This window comes from Promicromonospora sp. NPDC023987 (assembly GCF_040639055.1).
Lineage (GTDB): Bacteria > Actinomycetota > Actinomycetes > Actinomycetales > Cellulomonadaceae > Promicromonospora.
This window is the reverse complement of record NZ_JBEZZF010000015.1, coordinates 32,086-49,987: the sequence shown is the minus strand read 5'-3', so window position 1 is coordinate 49,987 and position 17,902 is coordinate 32,086. Positions and strand designations below refer to the sequence as shown.

Genomic DNA, 17,902 nt, shown 5'->3' with positions numbered 1-17,902 from the left:
TCGGCGACGGAGTGTCGCCGGGGATGTCAGTACGGGTAGACGCCGTCCGGCCAGCGCAGCTCGACGCCCGCGGCGACCAGCTCGGCCTGGTAGTCGGCGAGCAGGTCGGGCTTGGCCTGGACCGCGTGGGGGGTACGGCCGGTGGCGAGGCAGTGCGCAGCGAGATGGCCGGCGGCCTCTCCGACGTTCCACTCGACCGGGTGCAGGCGATAGCACCCGTTGGTGATGTGGGTGGTGCCGATGTTCTTGTTGCCCGCGAGCAGGTTGGTCGTCCGCTGCGGCAGCAGGGCACCGAGCGGGATCTCGAACGGCGTCGACGGCACGTCGATGTACGTGTCCCCGCCCGTGGACGGGTGCAGGTCGATCCGGTACATGCCCACGCCGACGGAGTCCTCGTACCGGGTGGCGCCCCGGTCGCCGCGCACGGCGTAGGAGACGTCGTTCTCCGTGACCGTCGTCACCGCCCGGATCCGCCGGGACTCGCGGTGGTAGGCGGCCTGGGCCAGCCCGTCCGCGCTGCCCATGACGTCGGGCCGGAGCCGCAGTCCGGGGAAGCCCGTGCCGCCGTCGGCCCGCGGTGCCTCGGTCTGCATCCAGTAGAGCATCGACAGGCTGAGCTGCCTGGCGTCGGCGATCCGGGCCTCCTCCACCTCGCGCGGCACGTCGAGGACGTGGTCGAGGAAGTAGTCGATGCTCGGCCAGTTCACCAGGCACAGGTCACCGGCGTAGAACCCCGGCGCGTGGAGCTCGCGCGCGGCGATGCGCCGGAACAGCCACAGGTTGCCGTCACCGGCGTTCTTCGACTGGTCGGCGTCGACGGCCAGCGGGTCGTCGCCCGGGTTGGGCGTGAACGACCGCTCGTCGAGCGCGAGGGTGCGCGGGTTGGGCGCGGTCCACGAGAGCATCCGCTCGCCGCCCCACGCGGCGGGCGCGTACGAGCGCCAGAAGTCGTAGCGGTCCGGCCTGTCGATCGTGTACTCCCCGTCGACGTGCTCGACGGCGAAGCACACGCTCAGGGCCTGGACGTTGTCCGGCTGTGCCTCGTCCGGGGCGCTGGGCTCGCCGGTCAGGAGCGCCGACTCGAACCCCGTGACGTACTCCGTGCCGGTCAGCGGCAGCAGCTCGCCCGTCTCGGTGGCGTCGATCGTGTACGCGGCGCTCACCGTCGTGTCGGGCCGCCCGACGACGGAGGTGAGCGTCACCGACGTCACCCGGTCGCCGTCCGTGGTCGCAGCGGTCGGGCGGACCCGCTCCAGGAGCTGGATGCGGCCGGCCGAGCGGTACGGGGCAAGCATCTCCTCCAGCACCCCGACGGCGACCCTTGGCTCGTGGCACAGCTTCGAGACCCACCCGGCGCCCGGGTTGAGCTCCGGCCACGCCCGCGCCGCGGCGGTCAGCGGGTAGCGACGGCGGTAGACGTCCCGGATCCCGTCGCGCAGCGCGCGGTAGCGGGCGGTCACGCCGAACTGCTCCACCCAGGGGTGCTCGTCGGGCGGCACCGCCTGCGAGGTCAGCTGCCCCCCGATCCAGGGGTGCTCCTCGGTGAGGACGACGCGGGCGCCCCGGTCGGCGGCCGCGAGCGCCGCGGCGATGCCGCCGAGCCCAGCGCCCACCACGAGGACGTCGGTCTGCAGGTCTTGATGGGTCACGCGGGGTCCGTCCTGTTGTCGGTCTCTGGTCGGGAGTCGCGGGGTGGTGCGGCGGTGCCGCCCTCCACGTCCGGGCACACGAGGATCTGGTGGAGCTCGACGTCGGCCGCCGCGGCGGTGCGGCCGGTCTCGCGGTCCCGCTTGGGGCTGTCGTCGGCGACGAGGCGGGAGAGCAGGTACAGCGCTCGGGCGCCCATCTCCTCGCGGGGCACGGAGAACCCCGACCAGGGTCGGCCGCCGCGGCGTGGGTGGTGCGGCTGTCCGAGCAGCAGCACCGAGACGTCGTCGGGCACCCGCCTGCCGCGGCGCTCGAGCTCGTCGGCGAGCTCCTCCGGGTGGTTCTCGGGGGCCACGACCACCGCGGTGAAGCGCTGGTCGACGATCTCGGCCGCCGTGGCGGCGACGTCGTCGAGCTCGACGAACCGGGTGGTGAGCCCCTGCGCCTTCATCGCGCTGCGGTACCCGTCGACGCGGTCGAGCGTGGGCTGGTCGGTGCCGCGCATCCCGACGTAGCCGATGCGGCGGTGTCCGAGGGCGACGAGGCGGTCGATCTGGCGCACGGTTCCACCGACGTAGTCGGCGCCCACGTACGGCAGCCGGCCGCCGTCGCTGCCCCGCTTGCCGATGAAGACGAACGGGTAGTTGGTGTCGAGCAGGTGCTGCAGCTCGCCCCGGTGCTCGTGCTGCCCGAGCAGGAGGCAGCCGTCGGCCACGCCGAGCCGCTGCCAGCCCTCGCGGGTGAGCCTGCGGCGCCCGTCCTGCACGGGGGCGCTGGTGAAGAGCAGCAGGTCGACGCCGAGCCGTTCGGCGGCGTGCTCGATGCCGACCAGGAACGGGCCGTAGAAGTCGCGGCTGGCGCGCGGGAACGTCGCCTCGTAGGTGAACACGCCGAGGATCTGGGCGAGGCCTCCGCCCGCGAGCCGTTGCGCCGCCGGGTTCGCCGTGTAACCGGTGATCCGGATCGCGTCGAGCACGCGCTGGCGGGTCTCCTCGCTGATGCGGACGCCAGCGGGCGTGCTGCCGTTGAGCACGAACGAGACGGTGGCCTGGCTGACGCCGGCCATCGCGGCGACGTCCGTCTGGGTAATGCGGCGACGTGGCACGGCTCCTCCTTGAACCCTGGTCCGACCCGGCGGCTGATGTCAGGAGTGTCACGGGTCGCCGACGAACCGGTCAATCGGATGATGCGCATTATTAGCAGGTGCTCCGCCCGGACCCGGTGGTCCGGAACGACCCGTCTGCGCCGTCGCCCGGGGCGCGGTGGGACGCATTATCAACCGCGTCGTTGGTGGATCTGATTACCTCCCTTGACCCCCGGTGGGACCCGCCCGAAGGCTGGCGCCGTCATGACACCGCGACAAAGGAGTACGCATCATGGCTTTCCTCACGGCGCGCCGCGCCCTGGCCGGCGCGGCCCTTGCCGTCATCACCGGGCTGGTGCCCGGCGTGACCCACGCGGCGCCCGCACCGCACCCCGCTGACGGAGCTCCGGCTGCCGAGCTGCCGGTCTTCACGCAGACGGGCGAGATCGTCGACCCGTTCGACCAGTCACTCCCGCACAACCCCAACCAGGAGTTCATCTTCCCGTCGGTGTTCCACGCCGGTGCGCACCTGGAGGACCCGCTCGGTGAGTGGTACGTCTACTACGCGCCGCACGACGACCCGGGCGGCATCAACCTGATGTACGCCGACTCGCTCGACGGCCCGTGGACCCAGCACGAGGCCAGCCCGGTGGTCGCCAACCAGTGGGAGGACATCTACGACGTCCCCCACGTCTCGTCGCCCGACGCCGTGTGGAACGCCGCGGAGGACCGGATGTACCTGTACTTCCACGGCGACAACACGGTGACCAGGTACGCGACCTCGACCGACGGGGTGACGTTCGCCTACGGCGGCGAGGCGGTCACGACGGAGATGGTCGACGCGGCGCAGCCCGGCCGGCACGCCACCGAGACGTCGTACGCGCGGGTCTTCCGCAACCCGGACCGCTCGTCGGCCCAGCGGTGGGGAATGCTGTTCATGACCAACTACGACACCAACGTGCGGCACATCAACCTGGCCTGGTCGCGGGACGGACAGGACTGGCAGGTCGAGCCGGAGCCGATCGTGACGCCCGGTCCGGTGGAGGGCACGAACGTGTCGGCCGCGGACCTGTGGAAGTGGAAGGGGCAGCACTACATCGTGTACGGCGCGACCGTCGGCACGATCCTCGCCCGGCCGGTCGACCGGACGTTCACCGAGGTGGGCGAGCCGGAGCCGCTCTTCATCCCCCAGCCCGCCCCGCCGGAGGCGGGGCGCGCGACCTCGCCGCAGATCGTCAGGGCGGACGGGACGCTGCACCTGATCTACGAGCACGGGGAGCGTTCGCACACCACCATCGCGCACGCCGTCCTAGACCCGGACGGGGTGCGGGACCCGCTGAACACCCGGCCCGAGGACCCGATGTACGCGCAGTGCACGGGCGCCGGTTCGGACGAGCTCGACGGCGCCGCGCTGGACCGGTCCCTCTGGTCGACGGCGGTCCGCGGCGACCTGGACCGCTCGGTGGTGGCGGACGGCGCCTGGCGCATCCCCACCTACCCGGGCAACTCGACGTCGGCGCCGCTCCTCCTGCAGCCGGTACCTGACGCACCGTGGGAGGTGACCACGCAGGTCACGCTCGACCCGCAGGTCAACTTCCAGCAGGCGGGTCTGATCGTCCGGCGCGACGACGCCAACTCGGTCCGGATCGACATCTCGCACGTGGACGCCGGCAAGCGGTTCGACTTCGTGTGGCGCAACAACGGCGTGGACCGGAACAACGCGTGGACGGCGGAGGACTCGGCACTGGCCCCACCCGGGACCGGTGACACCGTATGGTTGCGGATCACCCACCACGGCGCGTGGCTGACCGCCTCGTACAGCATCGACGGCGCGACGTTCGTCAACCTGGGCCGCGCCACGCCCGCCGACCAGCTCGCCGCGACCGACGTCGGGCCGTTCGCCTACCGGGGCCCGTCGGCCACGCCGGAGCTGACCGCCGCGTTCGACTGGGTCCGGTTCACCCCGGACGAGGAGGAGCTGGCCGCCTGCTCGTGACGGGATCCGGTGGCGGCGTCGGACCTGCTCCTGTCCGACGCCGCTACCGGCCGTGCTCAGTGGGCGCAGAGGCAGAACGGGTGGCCCGCCGGGTCCGCGTAGACCCGCCAGTTGGCGCCCGGGTGCAGCTGGTCGGTGCGCTCCAGCACTGTCGCGCCGAGCTCCAGCACCCGCTTCTCGTCCGCCTCGATGTCGTCGACGTCGAAGTCGAGGTGCAGCTGCTGCGGCGACTCCTGTCCGGGCCATTGCGGCGCGCGGTAGCCCTCCACTCGCTGGAAGGCCAGCGGTGTGCCCTCGAATCCGCGCACCTCTACCCAGTCCGGGTCTTCGGCGTCCAGCTCGACCTGCCCGCCCAGCAGCTCCGCGTAGAACTCCGCGAGCCGAACCGGGTCCGGGCAGTCCACCGCGAGCGCCTGCAGCTTGCGAATCATCGTCGGTCCTCCTCGCTGTCGGTCCGACGAGTCTCCCCGGAGGCCGGCTCACGCGCGAGGCAAATTTCCCGGCGGGGCTTGCTGCTGTGAGCGGATCCGTACCCCTCGGCCGTCAGCGGAGGGCTACGGTCCGAGGCATGGAACTGATCTTCGTCCACGGTGCCCTGGTCCGCGACGGGCAGTGGTGGTGGCGGCCCACCGCGGACCTGCTCCACGAGCGCACCGGCATCCCGAGCCGCTCCGTCGCGCTGCCGTCCTGCGGCGAGACCACCCCGGACCAGGTCACCGGCGGGCTGGCCGCCGACGCGGCGGCGCTGCGCGCGGAGCTCGACGGCGTGGGCTCGGCGATCGTCGTCGGGCACTCCTACGGCGGCACCGTCATCGCAGAGGCCGGTGCGCATCCCGCGGTCGAGCACCTGCTCTACGTCTCGTCGTACCTGCCCGACGTCGGCCAGTCGCAGGGCGCGATCATGAGCGGCGAGAGCGACCCGGTCTCGATCGGTGACAACGGTGACGGCACGCTGAGCGTGTCCGGCTACGACGCGACGTCGTTCGGCGAGCGATTCCTGCAGGACGCCGACGCGACGACGCGGCAGCAGGCGTGGGAGCGCGTGACCGCGCAGTCGGCCGCGGCGTTCATGACGCCGACCAGCGCCGACGGCTGGGTGGGGATCGACTCGACGTACCTCGTGTGCGGGCAGGACCGCAGCACGTCGGTCGAGCTGCAGCGCTTCCACGCGGGCCGGGCGACGCGGTCGGTCGAGCTGCCGACGGGGCACCACCCGTTCATCACTCGTCCTGACCTGGTCGTCGAGCAGGTGGAGGCTCTGCTGGGGCGCTGACCTCAGCGTCCCTCGTCGTTCTCCGGGTCGAGGCTGGCCCAGACGTCGGCGAGGTTGCGCAGCTGGTCGTCGTCGAGCCGGTCGAAGAAGAGGGAGCGCAGGTCTCCGTACTGCTGACGCCACGCCTTGCGCATGATCTTTCGACCCTCGGGCGTGAGGACCGCCTCGAAGCCCCGACCGTCGCTGGACGACCGCCGCCGCTCGATCAGCCCACGAGCCTCAAGCCGGTCCGCGAGCCGGGTGAACCCGCCACTGGTCATCACGCGGCGCTGCGCCAGCTCCGACATCCGCATGCCCTCGGGCCCCGCCTCCGCCAGCAGGGCCAGCACGCTGTACTCGGTCATGCTCACGTGCAGCGGCGCCAGCCCTGCCTCGACCTCGCGCCAGATCCGGTCGTGGGTGAGCAGGAACCCCCGCCACGCCTGATCTTCTAGCTCGCTCAGCCTCTCGGTCGCCATGTGCGGCACGGTAGCCGCATCCCGCCGGTCCGACCAACAGATGCCTGCCTGCACAAGCATCTGGATCGGAATACCTGCGTGCGCAGATAAGTTGTTGCGGTCACGAACCACGAGACGTCCGGTCACCGGAGGCAGACCGCCCCCGCCGGCCGAGAGGGAGCTGAGATGGCATTCGAGATCGGGATCATGACGTTCGGCGAGATCACGGAGGACCCGGCCACGGGTGCCCTGCCGTCACCGGCCCAGCGGGTCCGGGAGACGATCGAGCAGGCGAAGGTCGCCGACGAGGTAGGGCTGGACCTCTTCGGCGTCGGCGAGCACCACCGCACCGACTTCGTCGGGTCGGCGCCCACCATCCTGCTGGCAGCCGCGGCCGAGCACACCAAGAACATCAAGCTGACCAGCTCCGTCACCGTGCTCAGCTCAGAGGACCCGGTGCGCGTGTGGGAGCAGTTCGCCACGATCGACCTGCTCTCCGAGGGCCGGGCCGAGATCATCGCTGGACGCGGCTCGTACACCGAGTCGTTCCCCCTGTTCGGGTACGACCTGCGGAACTACGCCGAGCTGTTCCGCGAGAAGCTCGACCTGCTGCTCAAGATCCGCGACCAGAACCCGCTCACCTGGCAGGGGCGCCTCCGCGCACCCTTGGTCGACGCGGACATCGCGCCCCGCGCCTACGGCGACACCATCCCGATCTGGGTCGGCGTCGGCGGGTCGCCGGCGTCGGCCGTCAGCACCGGCCGCCTCGGTCTGCCGATGGCGATGGCCCTGCTGCTGGGGCCGGTCAACTTCCACCTGGAAACCATCGAGCTCTACCGGGAGGCCGCCGAACAGGCCGGGCACGACGCCGCGGCGCTGCCCGTCAGCATCGTCGCCGGCGGGCTGGTCGGCCGGACCAGCCAGGAGGCGCGAGACGGCATGTACCCCTACTTCGCGAAGGGCATGCTGGACAACAACCACCAGCGCGGCGCCGGCTTTCTCATCCCCCGCACCGCGTTCGACGCGCAGGCGTCACCACAGGGTGGGCTGCTCGTCGGCAGCCCCCAGGAGGTGATCGACAAGCTGCTCGCCTACAACGAGGTGTACGGCCTTGGCCGCGCGATCATCCAGATGGGCTTCGGCGGGATGCCGCAGACCGAGCACCTCAAGGCCATCGAACGGCTCGGCACCGAGGTAGCACCGGTGGTGCGACGCGAGGTGGCGGCTCGCGAGAAGAGCGCGGCATGAGCGCCTCCAGCCTGGTCGACGTCGGCGTCGGGCCCGCCGGGGCGTCCTCCGGCGGCCGGGCGCTGCGCGTCGTCGTCGTCAACGGGAGCCCGAGCGTGCAGTCCAAGACGGTAGGGCTCGTCGACGTCGTCCTCGACACGCTGCGCACGATGCTGCCGATCGAGGCGTCCCGGATCGACGTCTACCGCCTCGGCCCCGGGTTCACCCAGGCGACCGAGCGCGAGGAGGTCACGCCCGACGTCGAGGCCACGATCCGGCGCGTCGAGGGAGCCGACCTCCTCGTGGCGGCGGCGCCGGTGTTCCGCGGCTCCTACCCGGGGATGTTCAAGCACTTCTTCGACCTCGTGGACCAGTACGCGCTCACCAACAAGCCCGTCCTGCTGGCCGCCACGGGCGGGACGGACCGTCACGCCCTCGTCCTGGAGCACGCTCTGCGGCCTCTGTTCGCGTTCTTCCAGGCGCTCACCGTTCCCGTGGCGTTCTACGCGTCCGCCGGCGACTTCGACGGCACCACGCTGCTCAATCCCCGCGTCTACGGCCGCATCGAGGTAGGGCTGACCGACGTGGTGGACCTGCTCCGGGCCCGCGCGACGGGGGCCCAGGAACCCCGACCCTGACGCACCCGGGCCGGGGTGACGGGCAGCAGCGCCTCTACGCTGACCGCATGGATGCGCTCGCACGCCTGCTCGACGCCCCACGCGGCCGCGACGCCTACCTCCTGCGCGCGAGCCTGACGCCGCCCTGGTCGGTTCGACTGGCCGACGAGTCGCCGCTCGGACTGATCGCGGTCGTGCGCGGCTCAGCCTGGGTCGAGGGCGACGAAGGCGCCCCGCTCGAGCTCACCGCGGGTGATGTCGCGGTCGCGCGAGGGCCGGCCCCGGTCGTGGTGTCGCACGAGCTGGGCGCCAGGCCCGACGTCGTGATCCTGCCCGGCATGCGCGTCGAGAGCCCGGACGGCCGCGACGTCGACGACGAGTGGTCGCTCGGCCTGCGGGCGTGGGGCAATGATCTCGACGGCCCCACCGTCATGCTCATGGGCTGCTACCAGGTGCGCGGTGAGGTCACGCAGCGCCTCGTCGGCGCGCTCCCGCCCGTCATCCACGTGCGTGGCGTCGACGTCGACACCCCGTTCATCAGCATCCTGGCCGACGAGATCGTGCGGGATGCGCCCGCCCAGTCAGCCGTGCTCGATCGCCTCTTCGACGTGCTGCTGGTCGCAGTTCTGCGCGCCTGGGTCACCCACGAGGCACCGGAACGCGCCGGGCTCTACGGCGCGCAGAGCGACCCGATCGTCGGGCACGCCCTGCGGCTGCTGCACGACGATCCCGCGTACCCGTGGACGATCGCCGAGCTCGCCGCCCGCGTGCGCGTGTCGCGGGCGGCGCTCGCCAAGCGTTTCTCGAAGCTCGTGGGCGAGCCGCCCATGACCTACCTGAGCGGGTGGCGCCTCGCGCTCGCGGCCGACCGTCTCCTGCAACCAGGCGTGACGATCGAGGCGGTCGCCCACGAGGTCGGCTACAGCAGCGGCTTCGCGCTCAGCACCGCGTTCAAGCGCGAGCGGGGCGTGAACCCGAAGGAGCACCGGGCGCGATCACCCGCGCCATAGGGCGTCGACCGGCGCGCGCAGCCCGGTGAGCCGCTCGGTGCCCCATGCTGATCTCCCATTTCGGCGGCGGCCCGCTTCGCCACGACGGTCACCTCGCCTCGTAGGCCAACGCCGGGGTCTGCCCGAGCCAGGCGTTGTCGGTGAGCTGCGAGACAACGAAGTCGGCGACGTCCGCGCGCGCGATCTTGAGCGATGTCTTTGCGTCACGGGGCCCGAAGCCGAGCAGGTACTCCCCGGTGCGCGGGCCGTCGACGAAGGCGGCGGGTCGCGCGATCGTCCAGTCCAGGCCGCTGTCGCGGGTCACCCGCTCCTGCTCGACGTGGTCGACATAGGCCTTGCGCAGCAGGAACCCGAACATCACCCGCTTCCACAAGAAGTCGAGGTTCTCCCAGCTGTCCCCCACGCCGAGCGTCGACTGCACGATGAGCCGGCGCACGCCGACCTGTCGCATCGCCGCGACGATGGTCGCGGTGCCCCTCGATCGCACGGCGCCCTTCGACCCGTTGCCGAGCGTGACGACGACCGCGTCGTGCCCCTCGATCGCGGGCGCGACGTCCCCGATCTCGAAGACGCTGCCCTCGACGGCGGTGAGTCGTGCCTGCTCCTCGGCGACCGATGCCGTGTTTCGAGTGAACACCGTCACCTCGTGACCGCGCTCGAGTGCCTGCTCGACCACGAGCCTTCCGATGCTGCCGGTTCCTCCGAAGACGATGATCTTCATGACGACCTCCCTGGGTGTGTGTCGCGTCTTGTCCCAGTTCAGTCGCTCGATCACGAGCGTGCCATAGCGTCTCGTCTCGAATCCATGTGCGAGCATCTATCCCGGTCCGACGTCGTATCGTCGGTACCTGACCAGAGCACAACGAAGGGTCCCGGCAACGATCGCGGTCATCGAGCGCTCCCGCGGCGGCCGTTCGAGGACAGCCACTTTTCGCACCTGCGCACCATTTCGGCCTGGCCGACCTCGAACCTGAGATCGGGGTCTTGGCACCGAGGGTGCCAGACGCGGCCCAACTCATCGCGCACAAGGTCCAGACCGTGCAAGGTCTGCGCACCAGACTCAGCCTGCCGCGTGGACGGCAACGTGCCCTCGACCCACGGACTGACGAACTGACACGCCACTGTCCGGTCGATCTCGCCCGCAAGCAGGAGCCGCATCACGAGCTCCACCATGTCCTCAGTGAGCAGCAGCTGGTCTGGCAGCAGGCTCATCTCCCCTCGGCCCCTCGTCGATCGTACCGATTCAGCCCTCCGTGAGCCCCGACGCGGATTGAGCGGTGAACGGCACGGCCCGGACGGCGATCAGCGCCACCCAGAGCACGAGTGACTCAGCGCCCGAGCGATGAGACAGTCAGCTCACTAAGTAGGCATCAAGCCGCTCCCAGTACGCGCGAGCCGCAGGGTTGCGCTTAGCTGCCGGGTATCGGTCACCGATCCACGTCGTGCTCTCGCGAATGAATGCCTCGACGTGCTCGATGAATGTAACCGTCCCAATGCGGCCGACAGTCTCAACGTAGGCGAATGAGAACAGCAGATCGTCGCCATCCCGCCGAATCTGGATGGTCTCACTGATGTCTGGAACACTCAGTTCAAACTCGGACGCCCCTTCAGCAACCCGCCGGACTACAGCATCGAGGCGCAAACACCACTCGACCAGCCCACGCCATCCCAGATCACTCGGAGACGTGCTGAAGTCTTCCCCAGGAAGCCGCAGGATCGCGTCCCCCATGAAAGCCCCCTGGAGGATGTCCGTACTATGGGCATGCTCGAGGTCGATCCGGTCCTCTTTGCGGTATCCAAAGTGGGGATGGTCTCTGATGACGAAGCCAATCTCAATCTCGGCTAGTTGATCGGCCACATTCCCCCCAATCGCCCATCGGGAGTCATCCAGACCTCGACCCCGCCCTCACCAGCCGAGCCTGCTCCCCGCCAGTTCAGGATGTGCTGGTGGTTTCCGGACTCGTCAAACTTCCCGGTCATGTTCGACGAGTCAAGCCTTTCTACCAAACCACCGAAGATCTCGTCCTCACCGAGGTCGTCGGCGAACTTGGTACCGGTCGCGGGCGTGCCAGCACCATGCCGGGAGGATTCCGTAAACGACCCGCCGTCGTGTTCACAACGTCCCAGCCCAATACACCTCGTGGTTTCAACGTCAGCCCGCCTCGCCCCTACCGGCCCATTCCTCCCAAGCTCGAAGTTCGGTGACCATGGCCAACACAAGTTCGCTGGGAGGAAGCGCTTCGAGCCCACGTCGAATCGACAACATCGTCGAAGCGTCGCCCCAGATCATAAACCATTCGGTCGGATCAACAACTCTCGGACGCAAATTATATGGCGCCGCCTCAGCGATCGAAGCCAGGCATTGCGCGCCGGCCAAACTGTCGTCCCCTTGAACTGTCACCGACCAGTACCGCAAGCCGATCCGAAACTCCGACCGATCAAGATTCTTTGCCGACGCGGCCACTCTGTCGATCCACAACTCAATGTCGGCTACAAGGTTCTCACTGTGGCGATCTCCGGCGCACCTCAACCCTTCGGCTACGCGGGCCACCGCATCACGGCGTAGATAGGTATGGCAGGAGAAATGAGGACCGCTGACGTCGGGCATCCACCCATCAGTAACTTCAGGAAATCGCCGGTCAACTTCGAGAGCTAGTCGCTCGGCAACTCCGCGACCGAGACCCGGCAGATCAACCGTCCAGCCAAACGTCGAACTCAAGTACGAGTCTTCATTCCACGACATAGTCACGGACCCACAATTGTAAGGAGCGCATCAGTTGTGGCGGTCCGAGTGTCCTTGTGAGCAAGGTCCGCGACCGGTCGCCGGTCGAGGCGACCGGCAAGATCGACGTGTCGGTGAACGACGTCGTGCCGGGATCGACCGGGGCGACCATCGTGGACGGACCGGGCTCGAAGCCCGGGGTCATCGACCGGTGAACCTGGAACTCGGAGACCTCACCGTCCCCGCCCGGCTCCCAGACCAGGTCCGCACCGGTGGCGTGCACCGCCGTCGGGGCGTCGACCGCGGGCGCGGCGTCCGCGGTCGCAGGCTCGACGTCCCAGGACTCGGCCTGGAGCTCGGGCAGGTCGCCACGGCTAGGAGCGGGCTCCAGATCCGGGGCGTCGTCGGTGAACCAGCCGGCGACCGTGTCCCACACGCCCTCGTTCTCCGAGACCGGCGCCCCCGTCGTGGGATCCACCTTCTCGACAGCGGTGGCTCCGTCATCGACGTCCGCGGTCGCGGGCGGCGCGGACACCAGCATGGTGGCGACCAGCGCCACCGTCGCAGAAGCAGCTACGGGCAAACGCAGCCAGGTATGACGCGCGGACGAAACTACGAGCACGGTGAGCTCCAGGATCGGACCAGACGGACTCGCAGAGCACAGCGCATGTCCAGGTTGTCCCACAAGAGCGATTCCGAATCTCGCAATCGCTCGGGTGAAATCGCGCCGAAATCATGGACAAACGAGCCAACGGGACCGGTTCAGCCGTTACGTTTTCATCCGCCCGAGGCGTCGCGGCCTCGACCAACGCAGGGGGAACTGTCGTGCTGCAGATCGAACCCGTCGTGACCGTGATCATCATCGCCAAACAGGAGTCGTTCAAGGGTGCCGCCGCTGCCCTCAAACGGTCCCAGGCCACCGTCTCCCGGCACGTCGAGCACGTTGAGACCGAGCTGGGCCAGAGACTCTTCAAACGCAACCATGGCGCCCCAGGCGTGCACCTGACCCCCTGGGGAACCCGGTTCGTGTTCTGGGCACGCGCGTTCCTCACCGTTCTGACGATGATCTACCGGCTCGCAGGGAAGGCCGAACCCACGCTCGAGCTCCTGCGCGACCAGGCGCGCATCGACGTCTGGGAAATCCGACCGCTCATCCTCGGCGCCAAGAACATGGACCAGGAGAGCGCCGCCTGACCCCTCGCGGGCACCCCAACGCTGGTCCGCTTCGAGAACGCGATCTGGCATGCTCCGGGACGCCAAACCATGCCAGATCGCGTTCTCAAAGCGGACTGAACAGGGCTCTGAGCACTCGGTCATTACTCGCCAGATATCGGCGTATAGTCGCAGCAGGAGCTGACCTTGGTTCCCCAATGAACGGGAATCCCGATGGCCGACGTCACTCACCCGCCCCTTGCTGTCCCGACAGTGCCGTCGAGCAGTTCCTCACCGAGCACCGACCTGCTCACTCTCGGGCTGCTCGCAGACTCCTCGATGGAGAACGAGCGGCGCCTGCCGATCCACCCCCATCATCTGGACCGGGTCGACGCGGACGTGCGCGCACGGATGATCGTCGAGCGTGGCTACGGCTCCGACTTCCAGCTGGAACCCGGGTACCTCGAGTCGCGCGTGGGCCGGGTCGCGGAGCGCTCCGAGGTGCTCGAGTCAGCTGACGTGCTGCTGCTGCCCAAGCCGCAAGCGGCGGACGTGGCGGCGATACCCGAGGGCCGCGTCCTGTGGGGCTGGCCGCATTGCGTGCAGGATTCCGGCATGACGCAGACGGCCATCGACAGGCGGCTCACGCTGATCGCCTTCGAGGCGATGAACCACTGGACCGGGCGGGGTGACTTCAACCTGCACGTGTTCCACAAGAACAACGAGCTCGCCGGCTACTGCTCCGTACTGCATGCGCTGGGCCTGGTCGGCTCGACCGGTGACTACGGCCCCCGGCTCAGCGCGGTCGTCATCGGCTTCGGCGCGACGGCGCGCGGTGCCGTGACCGCGCTCAAGGCCCACGGGATCCACGACATCCAGGTCCTCACGCAGCGTGGTGCCGCGGCGGTCGGCTCGCCGATCCACACCGCACACATCACCCAGCTCAACACCGACGGCGGCGCGACCCACCTCAGCGAGGTCCACACAGAGGCCGGCGACGTCCTGCTCCCTGACTTCCTGGCCTCGCACGACATCGTCGTCAACTGCACGCTCCAGGACGTCGCCGAACCGTTGACCTACCTGCGGACCGAGGACCTGGAGCGGTTCGCCTCGGGAAGCCTGATCATCGACGTCTCGTGCGACCAGGGGATGGGTTTCGAGTGGGCGCGGCCCACCACGTTCGACGAGCCGATGTTCACCGTCGGCCAAGGGGTCCACTACTACGCCGTCGACCACAGCCCGTCGTACCTGTGGAACTCGGCGACCTGGGAGATCAGCGAGGCGCTCCTGCCGTTCCTACGGCCGGTCATGGAGGGTCCTGCCGCATGGGCGAAGGACCTGACCGTCTCCCGCGCGATCGAGATCCACGACGGCGTGATCCAGAACCCGAGCATCCTGAGCTTTCAGGATCGCGGGCAGGTCTATCCGCACACCCGGACTGCTTAGGGCGCACCTGCTGGGTCGGGCGCGGCGGGCGCGGCGGGCGAGTCCTGGCTGAACGTGTTCAGCCAGCGGCCGTCGCGCCGGCACCAGAGCGAGCTGATGAACATCGTCTCTTCCTCATGACTGCCCGGCCGCTGGTACTCAGCGCGATAGCAGAGCAGCACCACGTCCGCGGCGACGTCGATCAGTCGCGCGTCCGTGATGGAGTACGACGCGACGGTCGGCCCCTCGGACAGTTCCTCGGCATGCTCTGCCCTGGTCGCGAAGCCGGTCGGATACACCCCGACGAAGTCCGCGGACAGCAGCGCGCGGTCGGCACCCGCATCGCCACTGACGAGTGCGTCCCAGACCCCGGACTCGAGGTCGATGAAGAACTGCGTGTCGTGATCGCACATCCGGTCACTATCGCATCAGCGGCGAGGGCCTGAACCGGCCTCGAGCGGTTCAGGCGCCGAGCACCCGCACGCAGCAGTGCCCCGGGCGCGGCGCCAGGACCGCTCGGGCCGGCGACTGCCCGCTCCCTTCGAGCAGACCTTGCACCAGGTGCAGGTTGAGGCCGCACACCACTTCGGTGTGCCGGCGAGCGACCTGGTGGAACGGACAGTTGCGGAGCTCGACGTCGCCGTCCGCGGTCGTCGCGGGCTCGTAACCGCACGCTCGCAGCGCCACCGACAGATCCGGATCGCTCGCCGCTCGCCCGGCCGCGTGAGCCGCCGCCGTCATCGCCTGGCGCACCGCACCTGAGTCGTCGGCGCTCATCGCCTCGGCGAGCACGCCGGCCAGCAGCCCGTAGTCGCGTGGCGGCACGCTGACGGAGAGCTCTTGCTGCGCGCGGACGTACCGCTTGGCCGGCCTGCCAGCGCCCGGACCGCCGCGCCCGGCGGGGCGCGCGTAGCTGGTGACCAGCAGGCCCGCATCCGCCAGCTTGTCCAGGTGGTAGGCCGCCAGGGTGCGGCTGATTCCCACGACGGTCGCGGCGTCCTCCCGGGCCACGGGCTCGTCCCGGGTCTCCACGTACTCGTACAGCCGACGCCGCACGGGGTCGTTCAGGCTGCTCAGCCTGCCGATCGGGTCCTGGTCGCGCTCCTCGTCGTCGTCCACCTCAACAATCTAACACCAGCACATCTTGACAAAAGAGGCTTACGTCGGCAGTCTCTAAAAACAAACTTCACTAGCGATACAAGGAGACCGACGATGAATGCTCCAGCCCTGCGCTCCGCGCACACGAGCAGCTCGGGCAACGTCTGGCAGCGAGTCCGCACCGACCCCGCCTACAGCGCGTTCCTGCTGATGCGCATCGGGTTCACCGTGCTGCCGATCTGGATGGGCGTCGACAAGTTCGTGGGCGGCCTCACCGACTGGCCGCAATACCTCGCACCGTGGACGGTCGAGCTGCTGCCGTTCTCCGCACAGACCGCGATGTATGTCGTCGGCGTGATCGAGATCGTCGCTGGCCTCGCGGTCGCGATCAAGCCCCGGTACGCGGCCTATGTCGTCGCGATCTGGCTGGCCGGCATCATCCTCAACCTGCTGACCTGGTCCGGGTTCTACGACGTCGCGCTGCGCGACTTCGGGCTGCTCCTCGCCGCACTCACCCTGGCGCGGCTGGCTGCCGTCTACGACCCGGCGTGGTTCGGCACCTCGTCCGGCGGGGGTGCCCGTTGAGCGAGCTCTCCCTGAACACCGAGGCGGGCCTGCCCGCGGAAACCCCCGTGAGCAGGCCAGGCGCCTTGCACGTGGTCACCGACAGCACCGGAGTCGACCTGGACGCCGCCGAGCGGGCCGCGCGGCAGTTCATGCTGGCGCTCGGCATCGAGCTCGACGACGAAGCGATGCGGGAGACACCGGCCCGGATGGCCCGCGGTTACGCCGAGCTGCTCACGGCCCGCCCCTTCCGGCTGACCACGTTCGCCAACGACGAGGGCTACGACGAGCTGGTCCTGGCGCGTGACATCCCGGTCCAGTCGGTGTGCGAGCACCACCTGCTGCCCTTCGTGGGCGTGGCCCACATCGGCTACCTGCCGGGCCGGCGCATCCTCGGCCTGTCGAAGCTTGCCCGGGTCGCCGAGCACTTCGCCCGTCGTCCCCAGGTGCAGGAACGGCTCACCAAGCAGATCGCGGACTGGCTCGGCGAGCAGCTCGACCCGAAGGGTGTCGGCGTGGTCATCGAGGCAGAGCACAGCTGCATGACCCTGCGAGGTGTGCAGGCAACCGGGTCGAGGACTGTCACGTCCACCCTGCTCGGGACGTTGCGCTCAGATCCGGCGTCCCGCCAGGAGTTCCTCGCTCTCACGGGGGTGCACCGGTAGCGCGGACGGGCCTCGCCGCGAAGGGTCGTCTCGGCGCGCGTGCCGCAGTCCTAAGCCCCCGTCCGGGAGCTCGCGGACCGGAGCAAGCCCTCCAGGTCCCGTTCGCCGTCACGGGTCTGAGCACCGGCAGCCAGCCCGGCACGGATCAGCCGCTCGGCTTCGGGGCGTCCGATCTGACTCATCCAGGCATCGTTCTCCCGCAGCAGGCCATTACCGAGATCCTCCGGCGGGATCGCACGCTTGGCTGCCGCGATGACACCGGGCGGCAGGGCCGCGATGTGACGCGCAAGGCGGTCGACGAAGGCATCGAGCTCGTCGGCAGGCAGCGCCCGGTTGACCCAGCCGTACCGCTCGGCAGTCTCGGCATCGAAGAGCTCGACGCCGAGAACCGCTTCCAGGGCACGATGCCGCCCGACCCTCCCGGTCACGTACTGCGTTCCACCTCCGCCCGGGACGATTCCCATCAGCGCCTCGATCTGACCGATCCCGGCCCGTCCTATCGCAGCGAACGTCATATCGGCCGCTGACACGAACTCGGCGCCGCCGCCCCGCGCGATCCCGGCGAGCTTGACGATGGTCACCTGGGGCTGGTGCCGTAGCAGCTCCCCCAGCCCCTGGAACACGTTCACACCGTCCGACAGGCCGTCGGCGAGCCCGTCGAACGCATCCGGCGCGTCGACGAGCGACATGTCGACGTGAGCGATGAAGAACTCGGGGTCGGCGCTCTCGAACAGGATCACCCGCACCGAGTCGTCGTCACGCAGCGCAGCCAGCAGGTGACGCAGGTCTGTCATCAAGGCGGCGTCGAGGACGTTGACGGGCGGGTTGTCCACGGCGACACGAACGATGCCGGCCTCGCGGGCGATGCGGAGCGTGGCATAGGCGTCATGGTGCATGGCGAACTCCCAATCGGTATTCGGTATACATCTAGGTTCCTGATGCATACTTAATCTCGCGGTGGCGCGCGCCGACGTCAATAACGCAC

21 protein-coding genes are annotated in these 17,902 nt (G+C 69.3%); 9 read left to right on the top strand and 12 right to left on the bottom strand.

Translation table 11 applies throughout. The features are described 5' to 3' along the window. Positions 1–26: 26 nt before the first annotated feature. Positions 27–1,649 carry an FAD-dependent oxidoreductase gene (locus AB0F40_RS09675; protein WP_357466092.1) on the bottom strand — a complete coding sequence of 541 codons (1,623 nt, stop codon included), beginning with the start codon at positions 1,647–1,649 and terminating at the stop codon, positions 27–29. After that, on the bottom strand, positions 1,646–2,752 hold the full coding sequence (locus AB0F40_RS09670; protein ID WP_357466090.1) for a LacI family DNA-binding transcriptional regulator: 1,107 nt from the start codon (positions 2,750–2,752) through the stop codon (positions 1,646–1,648). Before AB0F40_RS09670 ends, AB0F40_RS09675 begins: the two co-directional genes overlap by 4 nt. Positions 2,753–3,023: 271 nt before the next feature. On the opposite strand from AB0F40_RS09670, the gene AB0F40_RS09665 reads away from it, so the two are divergent. Beyond that, entirely contained in the window at positions 3,024–4,727 is a 1,704-nt protein-coding gene (locus AB0F40_RS09665) for a DUF1349 domain-containing protein (protein ID WP_357466088.1), read from the top strand. A 56-nt stretch (positions 4,728–4,783) separates the two neighbouring features. Here the strand turns inward: AB0F40_RS09665 and AB0F40_RS09660 are convergent, their stop codons facing one another. After that, on the bottom strand, positions 4,784–5,158 hold the full coding sequence (locus AB0F40_RS09660) for a VOC family protein (RefSeq protein ID WP_357466086.1): 375 nt from the start codon (positions 5,156–5,158) through the stop codon (positions 4,784–4,786). A 137-nt stretch (positions 5,159–5,295) separates the two neighbouring features. On the opposite strand from AB0F40_RS09660, the gene AB0F40_RS09655 reads away from it, so the two are divergent. Further along, positions 5,296–6,000: an alpha/beta hydrolase gene (locus AB0F40_RS09655; protein WP_357466084.1), complete on the top strand. Its 705-nt coding sequence runs from the start codon at positions 5,296–5,298 to the stop codon at positions 5,998–6,000. A 2-nt stretch (positions 6,001–6,002) separates the two neighbouring features. On the opposite strand, the gene AB0F40_RS09650 is transcribed toward AB0F40_RS09655, so the two are convergent. Further along, positions 6,003–6,458, bottom strand: coding sequence for a MarR family transcriptional regulator (locus AB0F40_RS09650; RefSeq protein ID WP_357466082.1), 456 nt, complete (start codon positions 6,456–6,458; stop codon positions 6,003–6,005). Between the two features lie 165 nt (positions 6,459–6,623). On the opposite strand from AB0F40_RS09650, the gene AB0F40_RS09645 reads away from it, so the two are divergent. Genes AB0F40_RS09645 through AB0F40_RS09635 form a run of 3 tightly spaced genes read left to right on the top strand, consistent with a single transcriptional unit; the run spans position 6,624 to position 9,291 of the window. Beyond that, complete coding sequence (locus tag AB0F40_RS09645; protein ID WP_357466080.1) at positions 6,624–7,685, top strand: LLM class flavin-dependent oxidoreductase; 1,062 nt, start codon at positions 6,624–6,626, stop codon at positions 7,683–7,685. Then, positions 7,682–8,302, top strand: coding sequence for an NAD(P)H-dependent oxidoreductase (locus tag AB0F40_RS09640; RefSeq protein ID WP_357466078.1), 621 nt, complete (start codon positions 7,682–7,684; stop codon positions 8,300–8,302). Before AB0F40_RS09645 ends, AB0F40_RS09640 begins: the two co-directional genes overlap by 4 nt. A gap of 47 nt (positions 8,303–8,349) precedes the next feature. Beyond that, the gene (locus AB0F40_RS09635) at positions 8,350–9,291 is read left to right on the top strand and encodes an AraC family transcriptional regulator (protein WP_357466076.1); all 942 of its coding nucleotides are present in this window, start codon (positions 8,350–8,352) and stop codon (positions 9,289–9,291) included. 88 nt (positions 9,292–9,379) lie between these two features. On the opposite strand, the gene AB0F40_RS09630 is transcribed toward AB0F40_RS09635, so the two are convergent. The 5 genes from AB0F40_RS09630 to AB0F40_RS09610 all read right to left on the bottom strand — a co-directional run bounded on the left by AB0F40_RS09630 (position 9,380) and on the right by AB0F40_RS09610 (position 12,596). Then, positions 9,380–10,012, bottom strand: a complete 633-nt coding sequence (locus AB0F40_RS09630; RefSeq protein WP_357466074.1) for an SDR family oxidoreductase — start codon at positions 10,010–10,012, stop codon at positions 9,380–9,382. A gap of 167 nt (positions 10,013–10,179) precedes the next feature. After that, on the bottom strand, positions 10,180–10,503 hold the full coding sequence (locus tag AB0F40_RS09625) for a hypothetical protein (RefSeq protein WP_357466072.1): 324 nt from the start codon (positions 10,501–10,503) through the stop codon (positions 10,180–10,182). A 139-nt stretch (positions 10,504–10,642) separates the two neighbouring features. Then, a complete protein-coding gene (locus AB0F40_RS09620; RefSeq protein WP_357466070.1) occupies positions 10,643–11,149 on the bottom strand; it encodes a hypothetical protein in 507 nt (168 codons plus the stop codon). Positions 11,150–11,443: 294 nt separating this feature from the next. Continuing rightward, on the bottom strand, positions 11,444–12,040 hold the full coding sequence (locus AB0F40_RS09615; RefSeq protein WP_357466068.1) for a hypothetical protein: 597 nt from the start codon (positions 12,038–12,040) through the stop codon (positions 11,444–11,446). After that, positions 12,021–12,596, bottom strand: coding sequence for a hypothetical protein (locus AB0F40_RS09610; protein ID WP_357466066.1), 576 nt, complete (start codon positions 12,594–12,596; stop codon positions 12,021–12,023). Before AB0F40_RS09610 ends, AB0F40_RS09615 begins: the two co-directional genes overlap by 20 nt. A gap of 242 nt (positions 12,597–12,838) precedes the next feature. On the opposite strand from AB0F40_RS09610, the gene AB0F40_RS09605 reads away from it, so the two are divergent. Both AB0F40_RS09605 and AB0F40_RS09600 read left to right on the top strand, forming a co-directional pair. Then, positions 12,839–13,207, top strand: coding sequence for a LysR family transcriptional regulator (locus AB0F40_RS09605; RefSeq protein WP_357466064.1), 369 nt, complete (start codon positions 12,839–12,841; stop codon positions 13,205–13,207). A gap of 297 nt (positions 13,208–13,504) precedes the next feature. Beyond that, positions 13,505–14,611: a N(5)-(carboxyethyl)ornithine synthase gene (locus tag AB0F40_RS09600; protein WP_357466184.1), complete on the top strand. Its 1,107-nt coding sequence runs from the start codon at positions 13,505–13,507 to the stop codon at positions 14,609–14,611. Here AB0F40_RS09600 and AB0F40_RS09595 read toward each other — a convergent pair. Together AB0F40_RS09595 and AB0F40_RS09590 are read right to left on the bottom strand one after the other, a co-directional pair. Beyond that, positions 14,608–15,003 (bottom strand): nuclear transport factor 2 family protein, encoded by a 396-nt coding sequence (locus AB0F40_RS09595; protein ID WP_357466062.1) that lies wholly within the window; start codon positions 15,001–15,003, stop codon positions 14,608–14,610. The genes AB0F40_RS09600 and AB0F40_RS09595 overlap by 4 nt on opposite strands. A gap of 49 nt (positions 15,004–15,052) precedes the next feature. After that, the gene (locus AB0F40_RS09590; RefSeq protein WP_357466060.1) at positions 15,053–15,709 is read right to left on the bottom strand and encodes a helix-turn-helix domain-containing protein; all 657 of its coding nucleotides are present in this window, start codon (positions 15,707–15,709) and stop codon (positions 15,053–15,055) included. 93 nt (positions 15,710–15,802) lie between these two features. On the opposite strand from AB0F40_RS09590, the gene AB0F40_RS09585 reads away from it, so the two are divergent. Continuing rightward, entirely contained in the window at positions 15,803–16,273 is a 471-nt protein-coding gene (locus tag AB0F40_RS09585) for a DoxX family protein (protein WP_357466058.1), read from the top strand. Positions 16,274–16,320: 47 nt separating this feature from the next. Further along, the gene (gene folE / locus AB0F40_RS09580) at positions 16,321–16,917 is read left to right on the top strand and encodes a GTP cyclohydrolase I FolE (RefSeq protein WP_357466182.1); all 597 of its coding nucleotides are present in this window, start codon (positions 16,321–16,323) and stop codon (positions 16,915–16,917) included. A 50-nt stretch (positions 16,918–16,967) separates the two neighbouring features. On the opposite strand, the gene AB0F40_RS09575 is transcribed toward folE, so the two are convergent. Next, positions 16,968–17,894, bottom strand: coding sequence for an enoyl-CoA hydratase/isomerase family protein (locus AB0F40_RS09575; protein WP_357466056.1), 927 nt, complete (start codon positions 17,892–17,894; stop codon positions 16,968–16,970). Positions 17,895–17,902: the final 8 nt, after the last annotated feature.